Raw genomic sequence first — 11,921 nt, forward strand, 5'->3', positions numbered from 1 at the left:
GAAACCGCTGGCGGGTCAATGCGCTGCATGCTGGCAGGCATCCACCTTAGCCCCCGTGAAAGGACCCGGTCATGACCCAACCTTCGGATAAGGCGCTTGTGCCTTTTGTAAGCGTCGACAACATGATGCGCCTCATTCACTCGATCGGTATCGACACCGTGATGAGGGACCTCGCCGATTACATCGAAGAGGACTTCAAACGCTGGGAGCTGTTTGACAAGACGCCGCGGGTTGCCAGCCATTCCGACGTCGGCGTGATCGAGCTGATGCCGACCTCTGATGGCGAAGCCTATGGCTTCAAATACGTCAACGGCCATCCGAAGAACACCTCAGAGGGGTTGCAGACGGTGACCGCCTTTGGCCTGCTCGCCGATGTCTACACAGGCTATCCGGTGCTGCTGACTGAGATGACCATCCTAACCGCGCTGCGTACTGCCGCGACCTCTGCGATGGTTGCAAAACATCTGGCCCCGAAGGGCGCCACAACAATGGCGATGATTGGCAATGGCGCGCAGTCGGAGTTCCAGTCGCTCGCCATGCAGGCAATCTGCGGGCTGAAATCGGTTCGCCTCTACGATATCGACCCGGCGGCGACCGTGAAATGTGCCGCCAACCTTGCTGGCAGCGGCCTCACCGTGGTGTCCTGCGCAACCCCCGAAGAAGCGATTGAAGGCGCGCAGATCCTGACCACCTGCACCGCTGACAAGCAATACGCCACCATCCTCACTGACAACATGGTCGGCAGCGGCGTCCATATCAACGCCATCGGCGGTGATTGCCCCGGCAAAACCGAATTGGCACCGGGTATCCTGACCCGCTCTGATGTCTTTGTGGAATTCCCGCCGCAAACCCGCGTCGAGGGCGAGATCCAGCAGATGCCGGAGGATTTTGAGGTGACGGAACTCTGGCAGGTGATCCTTGGCCAGAAGCCCGGTCGCCGAGATGACAAGCAGATCACCCTGTTTGACAGTGTCGGCTTTGCAATCGAGGATTTCTCGGCCCTGCGCTACATCCGCGACCGGATCAAGGACACGGATTTCTTTTTGGAACTGGACATGCTCGCCGACCCGGACGACCCGCGCGATCTCTTCGGCATGGTGCAGCGCGCCAAGGGCTGAAATCGGGATTGTCTCTCGCAGCTATTCTAAGGAAAAAGGCCCCGCCTGTCCGGTCGGGGCCTTAGCTTATTTTTGAACGACTGATGAGATTCAGCTGTCCAGTTCGCTATCCCAATAGAGAAAATCCATCCAGGTTTGATGCAATTCAGGCTTCGGACGGGGCAGACGGCGGGCGATGGCATCCAGCTCATGCGGACTGGGAGCAAAGGGTTTGCGGCGCAGTTTCAGTCCGACCTGCTGCGGTTTCAGATTGCCCTTGCGCAGATTATCGGCGCTGCAACAGGCCACGATATTGGTCCAGGACGAGGCCCCGCCCTTGCTGCGAGGGATCACGTGATCAAACGTCAGATCCTTCGCCGCAAAGCGCTTGCCACAATATTGACAGCAGAATTCATCACGCAGAAAGACATTATAGCGGGTAAAGGCCACCTTCTTGCGCTTGCGATACCGCTTGAGGGCGACCACGGCGGGAACTTCAAAGGAGGCAGAGGCCGAATGAACCGCCACATCTTCGTAGGTTTTGACCTGTATGACCCGCTCCTGATGGACGGCGACAAAAGCATCCTGCCAATTGCAGACGGATAGCGGCGCCCAGCTGAGTGGCTGCATATCCGCGTTCAGAATCAATGTTCTGAGATTACCAACGGCGACGGTCATACTGCACCTCCTCGTTTCAACAGCGGTGGCCTGCGCCCGGACCAACGCCGTTGCCCAGGGCGGCGCAGCAGTCTGTTTCCAGCCTGCCGGATCGTCCCGGTATTGAAAAAAACAAAAGCGCGTGGAGCCCACGCGCTTGTCTTCAAATCAGGTTTCTTGCTGCCAGTGCTCCGCAGGGATACCGACAGATGGCACGGGTAAGGCCAGACAGGTATTCGCAGCCCGGTCTGCGGCCGCGTCCTCACCCCGGTGTCATTCTGCGGCGCAACAGGACCACGGATTGCAGTCCACGCCGGAGGCGCGACATATGCTGTCATCTCTTGCTGATGGATCTGCATGTTCTGCAACGGCTCAACCGCCCTGTCTGCCTGCGTTTCGACACCAGAGCGGGGAGCCCGCCCCTGCTTTGATTTAACTATATATCGTGTCAGTCAGCTGGCAAGCCCCCATTATCAATGATCGCAACGGGGCACTGACCTCGCTTCGCCTCAAGCGGTAGGATGATTCCGTGACAGCGGCATGACAGCTGCTGGCGGGTCGGCGGTCGCGAAATCCCCTATGCGAAAACACTGCCGGCAACGCCGCTGCCCTTGCCAGCCTGCCGGGGGCTGCCTATTGCAGACTGATGACCAGATTGATCCGTTTCAACAAACCCTTCGATGTTTTGCCCCAGTTCACCGACCGCGGCAGCGAGGGCAGCCCGCGCGCCACGCTGAGCGACTGGATTGACCTGCCCGGTGTCTATCCCGCCGGGCGACTGGATCGCGACAGCGAGGGGTTGATGCTGCTGACCGACCAGGGCCGCTTGCAGGCGTGGATCTCGGATCCGCAGCACAAGATGCCGAAAACCTATTGGGTGCAGGTCGAGGGGACACCGGATGCGGCCGCCATTCAGGCGCTTGCAGAGGGTGTTGAGCTGAAAGATGGGCTGACCCGACCTGCCAAGGCCGCATTGATCGACGAACCGCAGGGAATCTGGGCGCGGACCCCACCAATCCGGGTGCGTAAATCCGTACCCGACAGCTGGATCGCCCTCACCCTTCGCGAAGGCCGCAACCGGCAGGTACGGCGGATGACAGCGGCAGTGGGCCATCCGACACTGCGTCTGATCCGGGCGGCCATCGGCATCTGGACTCTTGACGGGCTCAGCCCCGGCACTTGGGAAGATCTGGAGGTGCCCAGCATCCCCGGTCCGCCAAAACCCAAACCCGCCCCGAACCGGCAGGCGATTGCCCGGCGCAAGGCGGTAGGCGCAAAAACAACCCCGTCAGACCCGCAAAAGCCGCCCCGCAAACCACGAAAGCCGCGCAAGCGCTAGGCTGCACGGCTTTCGACGGCGTTTTGTCTGGCAAACCGCTCTGGCGGATCAGAGGCTCAGCTTGTCGCGCATGAAGGCCAGCGCCACGCTCAGACCGTCGGGCGCGATGCCGTGGCCTGTGCCCTTCATGATATGGGCAAAGACGTCCTGAAATCCGGCCTCCCCCAGAGCTTCAGCTGCCTCTGGCAGAGATTGCGGCGGCACCACGTCATCGGCGTCGCCATGCACCAGCAATACCGGCATCTTCGAGACAACTTCGTCCTTCAGCGTTTCGGGCGACAGCAGCCGGCCGGAGAAGGCAACGATTCCAGCCACCGCATCTTCGCGACGCGGGGCCACATGCAGGCTCATCATGGTGCCCTGGGAGAATCCAAACAGCACCACCTGTTCCGGCAGCACATCCTCATCCACCATCAGCGCATCCAGAAAGGCATTCAGATCTTCGATGGAGGCCATCATGCCGCGCATCGATTCCTCTTCGGAGGAGCCGTCGATCCAAGGGATCGGGAACCACTGGAAACCAAAGGGCGTGCCTGCGCAGCGCTCCGGGGCATCCGGGGCCACAAACAGCGTATCCGGCAGATGTTCCCCCAACGGGTCCGCCAGCCCCAGCAGATCGGCCCCATTGGCGCCATAGCCATGCAGAAACACCACCACAGATCGTGTCTGCCCCGACAGGGGCGCCTTGCGTTCAGCTGTCAATACTCGTGTCATCGGATCCCTTCCCTGTCCTTTGCCACCCGGTAATAGGCCCAGAGCACGCGCGCCGCAACCGACCGCCAGGGTGACCAGGCTTCAGCTATGCGGCGCATCTCGGCGGGTTTTGGCCGCTGCGGCAGATCGAGCAGGATCCGCGCCCCCTCTTGCAGGGCCAGGTCACCATGGGCAAAGACATCCGCCCGACCAAGCGAAAACATCGCATAGATCTCTGCGGTCCATGTGCCAATACCGGACACTTGTGTCAGGATTTTGATCACCTCGGCATCGGGGAGCTGGCGCAGCGCGTCAAAATCAAGTCCCGCTGCCGCAAGAGCATGGGCATAGCGGATCTTCTGACGGCTGAGGCCAACCGCGCGCAGGTCGTCCTCGCTGGCGGCGGAAACAGCAGGCGCAGTGTCCAACCCGGCTCCGACCATCCGGCCCCAGATCGCATTGGCGGAGGCAACGCTCACCTGCTGGCTGACAATCGCGCTGAGCAGTTCGGCAAAACCCTCCGGTTTGCGGCGCAGCGGCAGGGGCCCGCAGAGGTCGATCGCGCGGGCAAAGCGCGGGTCGCTTGCGGCCAGCCATTGGGCGCCCTCACGCACACAGGCATCGCTGGTGATGATCCGCCCGATTGCGGCCGACCGGGCGTCACCCCCAAACTGACCGACCGGAGTTTGCGATCCTGTCATTTTACCGCTCCTTTGCGTCTTTTTCGCGCGCATAGCGCACCGATGCAGCATCAATCTTGCCCTGTCGGATTTTCGGGGATACGCATCTGCCATGACAGACAGCCTCCCCCTCCCCGACGACCGCATCGCCAAGCGCAATGTTGTCATTCTCGTGCTCGCGCAGGCCTTTCTGGGTGCGCAGATGCCGATGATCTTCACCATTGGTGGTCTCGCAGGTCAATCGCTTGCCAGCAATGCCTGTTTCGCAACGCTGCCGATTTCGCTGATTGTGGCCGGTTCCATGCTGGCGGCAACGCCGATTTCGGCGATCATGCAGCGCTACGGACGTAAGGCGGGTTTTTTTGTTGGCGCCGCTGGTGGCACATTGGGTGGTGTCGTCGGGGCTTATGGGCTCTACCTCGGCTCGTTTCCGATCTTTCTCCTCGGCAGTTTCCTCACCGGCATCTACATGAGTGCACAGGGATTTTACCGTTTTGCCGCCACCGATACCGCCTCTGATGCGTTCCGGCCCAAGGCAATTTCCTATGTGATGGCTGGCGGTCTGCTCTCCGCGATCATCGGCCCGCAAATCGTGAAGGCGACAAGCCAGGCCTTTGTGATCCCTTTCCTTGGCACCTATATGGCCGTGGTCGCCGTCAATGTGCTGGGCGCAGTCCTGTTCCTGTTCCTGAAGATCCCGAAACCGCCGGTGCCCAGCGAAGATGCGCCCCGGGGGCGCAGCCGGGTGGAGCTGTTGCGCAACCCCACCATCGCGGTTGCAGTGATCTGCGCCATGGTGTCCTACGCGCTGATGAACCTGGTGATGACCTCGACACCGCTGGCCGTTGTTGGCTGCGGCTTCAGCGAAGGCAGCGCGGCTGATGTCGTCACCGCCCATGTGCTGGCGATGTATGTACCGTCTTTCTTTACCGGGCATCTGATCGCGCGTTTCGGTGTCGAAAAAATCGTCGGCGCGGGCCTTGTGATCCTGGGCGGGGCTGGCGCTGTTGCCCTGCAAGGCGTTGATCTGGAAAATTTCTTTGTCGCGCTTGTCCTGCTGGGTATCGGTTGGAACTTTGGCTTCATCGGCGCAACCACGATGCTGGCGGGTGCTCATGAAAGCTATGAGCGCGGCCGGATGCAGGGGCTCAACGATCTGCTGGTCTTTGGCGGTGTCACCTTTGCCTCGCTGGCTTCAGGCGGGTTGATGAATTGCTCCGGCGGCAGCCCGGTCGAAGGCTGGACCGCAGTCAATATGGCGATGGCACCCTTCCTGGTGCTGGCGGGCGGCGCGCTGTTGTGGTTGGTGCTGAAACCGCGTCCTGTTCACGGTCACTGATCTCCGGCGAGCCGAGACCGCACGACATGAAAAGACGCCTGACGGGGAGCCGCAGGCGTCTTTCTTATCTGGTCCCATCCGGCGTCTGATGCCTTACCAGCGCCCGGTGGAAACCCGGTAGATCAGGCTGGCACGGCGGCGGAACTCACTGGTGCCCAGGGTCCCGTCGGCCACCCGCCGAGGCTCCGCCACCGCCTGTTGCAGGATCGCGCTGGCCTGCCAGCCCGGCAGCAGTGCGGGCAAGGCCGATTTTGCGATTGCAGCACGATTGGAGCGAGCGTCCTTCAGCGCTGCGAGACCGCTCTCCGCCAGCGCGCGCACCCCCTCCGGCGTGCCATCCAGCAGCGGGACGCGTTTCTCGGCAACCAGCTTCGGAATTGCCCGCAGCCAGTTGGCGACGCCCACGCCATAGGCGAAGCGGCGCACAAGCGTCTCATCCCGCGCGCCCAGTGTCGCCGCTGCCATCCACATGAGCGCGCCCGTCGTCTTGTCGATGTGATCCGCCAGCGCAGCCTCATCCTCGAAGGGGTCGCGGTAGATGTCCCAGCGCCGCGCCTCTGCCATGGCATCAATATGCACCGCAAGGTCAGGCCGCAGCACCGCCCCCAGTGGCGTTGCGACGTAATGCCGTCGCACCGGGCCACCGGCCGCAATCTCTGTCCCGACATCGCGCCACCACTGCACGCGCATCTCGGCAATCATCGACTCCGCCGAGGCCCAGGGCGCCCGCGCCAGCTCAAGGTTGAAGGCGTAGAGCGTAAACAGCGCCGCCCGCGCTTCAACCGGCGCAGCCATCACCGTGGCAAAGCGATCCGGGTCGCCCTTTTGCACCAGATCGGCGCAGGCGGTCACATCATCGTCAAATGCAAGCATCAAGCCGCGCCGCCCGCCGTGTCAGTGTCCCGCAGCAGCTTCCAGCGGATCGCATCCAGCAGCGCTTCAAAGGAGGCGTCGATTATGTTGGCACTGACGCCGACCGTCGACCAGCGCCGCCCCTTGCTGTCTTCGCTGTCGATAATGACCCGCGTGACAGCCTCGGTGCCGCCCTGGGTGATCCGCACCTTGAAATCGACCAGCCGCATGTCATCCAGCGCCTTGGAATACTGGCCGAGATCCTTGGTCAGCGCTTTTGCCAGCGCGTTGACCGGCCCGCGGTCGCTGCCGGTCTCATCGAGGGATTCACTGACCGACAACAGCTTCTGGCCGTCCACTTTCACAACAACAACCGCCTCCGAGAGCGACACCATGCGGTTGTATTTGTTCTTGCGCCGCTCGACCGTCACCTTGTACCGCTTCACCTCAAAGAAACCGGGCAATTGCCCCAGTTCCTCGCGCGCAAGGATCTCAAACGAGGCCTGCGCTGTATCATAGGAATAGCCCTCGGCCTCACGGGTTTTGATCCGCTCCAGAATACGCGCGAGGGCCGGGTTGCCGGTCTCGACGCTCAGGCCTGCCTCGGACAGGCGCCGGCGCAGGTTCGACTGACCTGCCTGATTGGACATCGGGATGATGCGCGTATTGCCGACCAGCGCCGGGTCGATATGCTCATAGGTGCTTGGATCTTTCAGGATCGCGCTGGCATGCAGCCCCGCCTTATGCGCAAAGGCCGACGCCCCGACATAGGCGGCCTGTTTCGTCGGCACCCGGTTCAGGATCTCGTCCAGCATCCGGCTGAGCGCCGTCAGAGTGCTCAGCGCCTCCCGGCTGACACCGATGTCATAGCGATCGGCATAGGGCTGCTTCAACAACAGCGTCGGGATCAGCGTTGTCAGATTGGCATTGCCGCAGCGCTCGCCCAGACCGTTGAGCGTGCCCTGAATCTGCCGCGCCCCGGCGTCGACTGCCGCCAGCGAACAGGCCACCGCATTTTCGGTGTCATTATGGGTGTGGATCCCCAGACGCTCCCCCGGCAACCCTGCCGCGATCACCTCCTTGACGATGCGGCCCACATCCGCCGGAAGGGTGCCGCCGTTGGTGTCACAGAGCACAACCCAACGCGCGCCGGCCTCAAGCGCTGTGCGACAGGCCGCAAGCGCATAGTCCGGATTGTCCCGGTATCCGTCAAAGAAATGTTCGGCATCAAACAGCGCCTCGCGCCCCTGGGCCACCAGATGGGCGACGGAGGCGCGGATATTGTCGAGGTTTTCCTCAAGATCGATCCCCAGCGCATGGGTCACGTGGTAATCATGGCTCTTGCCGACCAGACAGACCGCAGCGGTGCCGGCGTTCAGCACCGCCGCCAGCACATCATCATTTGCCGCCGAACGCCCGGACCGTTTGGTCATGCCAAAAGCGGTCATGGTGGCCCGCGTTCTGGGGGCGGTTTCAAAGAAGCCGCTGTCCGTCGGATTGGCCCCCGGCCAGCCGCCTTCGATGTAATCCACCCCAAGCCCATCCAGTGCGGTTGCGATCCGAACTTTCTCAGCGGTGGAAAACTGCACGCCCTGCGTCTGCTGCCCGTCCCGCAAGGTGGTGTCATAAAGGTAAAGACGGTCTTTGGTCATGGCTGGCCTCATGGCTTGGCAAAGTATGGTCGTTGCCCCGTCATGAGGGCCTCTGCTGTCTGTCGGATCTGCCGCAGGCGGGCCCGGCGCCCACCCGCGAGGATCCGTATCGGGGGCTAGATCGCGCCGAGTTTTTCGGGGTCGAAATCCGGCCCCGGCACCAGCTGGACCCCCTCCTTGGACATCCGCACCTCGACGCCTGCGGTAAGATAGGCGGTCTTCAACCGGTCGACCTCGGCGAAATCCTTGGTTTTCATTGCGATCTCTCGCGCCTCGAAAAGCGCTTTTTCATAGGCGCTTAAATCAATGTCTTCACCTGCCGCCCAGGCCCCCATCTCATCACTCAGCAAGCCCATCAGTTTGGCCGATGCAAGTAGATCCGCCGCGGCACCGGCCGAGGCCAGCCTGTGCAACTCCGCAAGCGCACCCGCTGTATTCAGATCGTCCGACAGCGCCTCCAGAACCGCGGCAGCAGCGGTGGGTGCGGGCTCGATGCCCGCGGTCAGCGCCCGCCATTTGCGCAGCGTTGCCTCCGCTTCCTTTGCCTTCTTGTCGGTCCAATCCATCGGTTTTCGATAATGGGTTTGCAGGAATACAAGGCGGATCACCTCGCCCGGATAGCCCTGATCCAACAGGTCGCGCACGGTGAAGAAGTTGCCCAGTGATTTGGACATCTTCTTGCCCTCGACCTGCAACATCTCATTGTGCAGCCAGATTCTTGCAAAATCGCCCTCGGGATGGGCGCAGCAGCTTTGCGCAATTTCATTCTCGTGATGCGGGAACATCAGATCATTGCCGCCACCGTGAATGTCGAAACTCGCGCCAAACAGCTCGTGGCTCATGGCGGAGCATTCGATATGCCAACCCGGGCGCCCCCGCCCCCAGGGGCTGTCCCAGCCCGGCAACTCATCGGTGGAGGGCTTCCACAGTACGAAATCCATCGGATCGCGCTTGTTATCCGCCACTTCAACCCGGGCGCCTGCGATCATGTCATCCACTGAGCGACCGGAGAGCGCGCCGTAGTCCTTGTAGCTCTTGACCGAGAACAACACATGGCCTGCCCCGTCGGCATAGGCATGGCCCTTGGCAATCAGCGCTTCGATCATGTCAATCATCTGCGGGATATAGGCGGTTGCCCGCGGCATGTGATCCGGTTCAAGCGCCCCGAGTTCAGCCATATCGGCCAGATACCAGCTGATGGTTTCCTCGGTCCGCTGCTGCACCAATTCCTCAAGCGTGCCGGGGGCGCCAGCCTCCTTGCGCGCCAGAGCGGTTGCGTTGATCTTGTCGTCCACATCAGTGAAGTTGCGCGCGTAACTCACGTGGTTTGCGCCATAGACATGACGCAACAGACGATAGAGCACATCGAACACCACGACAGGGCGCGCATTGCCCAGGTGGGCGCGATCATAGACCGTCGGCCCGCAGAGATAGAGGCGTACATCGTCGGGATTGATCGGGTTCAGCACCTCTTTGCCGCGGGTGCGTGTGTTGTGCAGCTTGATCGTCGTCATCACAAATCCTTCGTCTGACCGGAACGCAAGGGCGCCTCAGGCCAATCTCCCAACGGGTGCCGCAGATCAGCGGCGCGCAGCGCGGGCTTAGCAACTTGTTCAAAAGAAGGGAACGACAGAAACCAGCCCGCTGAGTTTTTCAGCAGGTAATGCAGCAGGTAATAATGTTGCACAGCCGGTTCATGGGATTTGCATAACACAAGGCAGTAGCTCCGCCAAGCCTGCAAATCGACCACAGGAGGACACCGCGGGTACGGGGGGATCCGGGCGGGGTATCTGCACATGAAAACGGCGCGCCCACCGAAATGGACGCGCCGCTATCATCCCCGAGGGGATAACATCAGAACTGGTAAGAGGCGCGCAGCGACACGGTGGTCGCATCGGCGCTGATGCCGGTGCTGCCCAGGTTGTCGAAGTCATGCTCCAGAACTTCGCCGCCGACGGTCCATTGGTCGGTGACACGATAGGCCACGCCAATGCCGTAGAATTCACCGGTTTCATCACCGACGGAGGTATCAACCTGCGCCACACCGCCGGTCACATAGGCCAGCACCGGGCCGAAATCATAGCCGGCCTTGACCTTGCCGCGCATCACCGAGTCCACAGTGGCAGCGCCGCCGCCCAGATCCACATCGGTGGCGTCATAGTCGATTTCGCCACCCAGCACGAAGCGGCCGAAGTCATAGTTGTAACCGGCATGAACACCGTAAGAGACGTCATCTCCCGACAGGCCATTGCTGGTGTCTGCGTCCAGCTGCCCAATTTGGCCACCGATATAGGCACCGGTCCAGTCACCACCGTCATTGGCAACCACGACGGGCGGTGCGGCAGGTGCTGGTGCCACGACGGGCTCTTCCAGATTGCCGGCAAAGGCCGGAGTGCTCAGTGCGGCGGCGATAGCGGCCATGGATACGATACGAGTCATCTCGACTTCTCCTTGTCTGTCTTTCGACATCTGTCTTTGCTTGGACGCGCTACTCTCGCGTCTGCCTCACCTAAAGAAGATTGCCGGCCGCTTTGTTCCAGCCCCCTGCGGATTTTTTGGAGATCTTGCGCGCCTATTGGCCCAAAATCAGGGCTCAGGGCAGGTTCCTGCCGATAGGATTGAGGCGCGGATCTGCCGACTGGCAAGACTGCGCCCGCCCAACCGCCAACGGGCCAATTGCCGCTCATGCCCGAAAAGGCGTCATCCTGATCGGCAAGGGTGGATTTTGCCGCGCCGAACCTGACGAGATCAGGAACCGCCGCGGCGCGGAAACACGATGGGCGTGGTGCGGCGGGTGTCAGCCGCTAGAATTGAAATGACGCGCGGATCGACAGGATATCACGCGCTGGTGCCTGAAGCGCCGCGCCGTCATTGGCGTCCTGATGCAGGTATTCACCGCTCAACCGCAGCGCCCGGTTGAGAGAGTAGCTGACGCCCAGCCCGTAGACCGCGCCATTGTCGCTGTCTGTCGCTGTTTCGCGACGTGCCGATCCGATGGTGACATAGCCCAGTGTTTCGCCCATGTCATATCCGGCCCGCAGCTTAATCCGGTGTGTCTGATCCTCTGCCTGGCTGTCGCCTGCCCCGCCGCTGCGATCAACCTCGACCTCTCCCCCCAGGATGACGCGGCCAAAGTCGTGATCATACCCCAGATGCAGACCGGGCGCGCTGGTGGTACCGCCGTCAGACGCGGCACCGGTCACCCGAGCCATAGAGGCACCCAGAAAGAACCCGCTCCAATCGCCAGCACCAACCGGCCCCGCCATGCCGATGCTCAGCACCAGACCAGCGGCTGCCCCTCGCCACAGATGGCCAGAACCATCCGACCGGCGTGCCGGACCCGCTGACAGGCGGTTCTTCAACGTGGTGCGCAATATGGCCGGTATCATCGGCGCTGCCCTTTTCTGGCTGCGCGCTGGTTCAGCGCGCGTGACGACCCATCTGCGACCAGTATCCTCCAGAATGTTTAACACTCGGTTCAGTATGATCCTGTCCTGAGATTGCCCGAAATCGCGCCTTTGGTGCAGATGAAAACCGCATCGCAATCTCATTGATTAATTAGATTTTTTCCAAACCCGCCCGCAGCTGCCAGCGGTCGGGAATTCCAGACCT

General features: G+C 61.7%; 11 protein-coding genes. 3 read left to right on the top strand and 8 right to left on the bottom strand.

The window, feature by feature from the left end; genetic code table 11:
• Positions 1 to 71 precede the first annotated feature (71 nt).
• The gene (gene ocd, locus WLQ66_RS07095; protein ID WP_340545644.1) at positions 72 to 1,118 is read left to right on the top strand and encodes an ornithine cyclodeaminase; all 1,047 of its coding nucleotides are present in this window, start codon (positions 72 to 74) and stop codon (positions 1,116 to 1,118) included.
• 90 nt (positions 1,119 to 1,208) lie between these two features.
• Here ocd and WLQ66_RS07100 read toward each other — a convergent pair whose 3' ends face one another.
• Positions 1,209 to 1,775 (bottom strand): HNH endonuclease, encoded by a 567-nt coding sequence (locus tag WLQ66_RS07100; RefSeq protein WP_340545645.1) that lies wholly within the window; start codon positions 1,773 to 1,775, stop codon positions 1,209 to 1,211.
• A gap of 625 nt (positions 1,776 to 2,400) precedes the next feature.
• Here WLQ66_RS07100 and WLQ66_RS07105 point away from each other — a divergent pair.
• Complete coding sequence (locus WLQ66_RS07105) at positions 2,401 to 3,093, top strand: pseudouridine synthase (protein WP_340545646.1); 693 nt, start codon at positions 2,401 to 2,403, stop codon at positions 3,091 to 3,093.
• 48 nt (positions 3,094 to 3,141) lie between these two features.
• Here WLQ66_RS07105 and WLQ66_RS07110 read toward each other — a convergent pair whose 3' ends face one another.
• Entirely contained in the window at positions 3,142 to 3,807 is a 666-nt protein-coding gene (locus tag WLQ66_RS07110) for an alpha/beta hydrolase (RefSeq protein ID WP_340545647.1), read from the bottom strand.
• Positions 3,804 to 4,487, bottom strand: coding sequence for a DNA-3-methyladenine glycosylase family protein (locus tag WLQ66_RS07115; RefSeq protein WP_340545648.1), 684 nt, complete (start codon positions 4,485 to 4,487; stop codon positions 3,804 to 3,806). The genes WLQ66_RS07110 and WLQ66_RS07115 overlap by 4 nt, the downstream gene beginning before the upstream one ends.
• A 91-nt stretch (positions 4,488 to 4,578) precedes the next feature.
• Between WLQ66_RS07115 and WLQ66_RS07120 the strand changes: the two genes are divergently transcribed.
• On the top strand, positions 4,579 to 5,805 hold the full coding sequence (locus tag WLQ66_RS07120) for an MFS transporter (RefSeq protein ID WP_340545649.1): 1,227 nt from the start codon (positions 4,579 to 4,581) through the stop codon (positions 5,803 to 5,805).
• 93 nt (positions 5,806 to 5,898) lie between these two features.
• Here WLQ66_RS07120 and WLQ66_RS07125 read toward each other — a convergent pair whose 3' ends face one another.
• The 5 genes from WLQ66_RS07125 to WLQ66_RS07145 form a co-directional block, all read right to left on the bottom strand.
• On the bottom strand, positions 5,899 to 6,678 hold the full coding sequence (locus WLQ66_RS07125) for a squalene/phytoene synthase family protein (RefSeq protein WP_340545650.1): 780 nt from the start codon (positions 6,676 to 6,678) through the stop codon (positions 5,899 to 5,901).
• Positions 6,678 to 8,309 carry a citramalate synthase gene (gene cimA / locus WLQ66_RS07130; protein ID WP_340545651.1) on the bottom strand — a complete coding sequence of 544 codons (1,632 nt, stop codon included), beginning with the start codon at positions 8,307 to 8,309 and terminating at the stop codon, positions 6,678 to 6,680. Before cimA ends, WLQ66_RS07125 begins: the two co-directional genes overlap by 1 nt.
• A 116-nt stretch (positions 8,310 to 8,425) precedes the next feature.
• Positions 8,426 to 9,823, bottom strand: coding sequence for a cysteine--tRNA ligase (gene cysS / locus WLQ66_RS07135; protein WP_340545652.1), 1,398 nt, complete (start codon positions 9,821 to 9,823; stop codon positions 8,426 to 8,428).
• A 340-nt stretch (positions 9,824 to 10,163) separates the two neighbouring features.
• A complete protein-coding gene (locus WLQ66_RS07140) occupies positions 10,164 to 10,748 on the bottom strand; it encodes an outer membrane protein (RefSeq protein ID WP_340545653.1) in 585 nt (194 codons plus the stop codon).
• 365 nt (positions 10,749 to 11,113) lie between these two features.
• Positions 11,114 to 11,698, bottom strand: a complete 585-nt coding sequence (locus WLQ66_RS07145) for an outer membrane protein (protein ID WP_340545654.1) — start codon at positions 11,696 to 11,698, stop codon at positions 11,114 to 11,116.
• Between the last annotated feature and the right edge of the window lie 223 nt (positions 11,699 to 11,921).

The organism is Phaeobacter sp. A36a-5a (assembly GCF_037911135.1).
In the GTDB taxonomy this organism is placed as follows: domain Bacteria; phylum Pseudomonadota; class Alphaproteobacteria; order Rhodobacterales; family Rhodobacteraceae; genus Phaeobacter; species Phaeobacter bryozoorum.

Excerpts from the sequence above, each read along its gene's own strand:
- ocd (WP_340545644.1), top strand. The coding sequence starts at position 72 with ATGACCCAACCTTCGGATAAGGCGCTTGTGCCTTTTGTAAGCGTCGAC.
- WLQ66_RS07100 (WP_340545645.1), bottom strand. The coding sequence starts at position 1,775 with ATGACCGTCGCCGTTGGTAATCTCAGAACATTGATTCTGAACGCGGAT.
- WLQ66_RS07105 (WP_340545646.1), top strand. The coding sequence starts at position 2,401 with ATGACCAGATTGATCCGTTTCAACAAACCCTTCGATGTTTTGCCCCAG.
- WLQ66_RS07110 (WP_340545647.1), bottom strand. The coding sequence starts at position 3,807 with ATGACACGAGTATTGACAGCTGAACGCAAGGCGCCCCTGTCGGGGCAG.
- WLQ66_RS07115 (WP_340545648.1), bottom strand. The coding sequence starts at position 4,487 with ATGACAGGATCGCAAACTCCGGTCGGTCAGTTTGGGGGTGACGCCCGG.
- WLQ66_RS07120 (WP_340545649.1), top strand. The coding sequence starts at position 4,579 with ATGACAGACAGCCTCCCCCTCCCCGACGACCGCATCGCCAAGCGCAAT.
- WLQ66_RS07125 (WP_340545650.1), bottom strand. The coding sequence starts at position 6,678 with ATGCTTGCATTTGACGATGATGTGACCGCCTGCGCCGATCTGGTGCAA.
- cimA (WP_340545651.1), bottom strand. The coding sequence starts at position 8,309 with ATGACCAAAGACCGTCTTTACCTTTATGACACCACCTTGCGGGACGGG.
- cysS (WP_340545652.1), bottom strand. The coding sequence starts at position 9,823 with ATGACGACGATCAAGCTGCACAACACACGCACCCGCGGCAAAGAGGTG.
- WLQ66_RS07140 (WP_340545653.1), bottom strand. The coding sequence starts at position 10,748 with ATGACTCGTATCGTATCCATGGCCGCTATCGCCGCCGCACTGAGCACT.
- WLQ66_RS07145 (WP_340545654.1), bottom strand. The coding sequence starts at position 11,698 with ATGATACCGGCCATATTGCGCACCACGTTGAAGAACCGCCTGTCAGCG.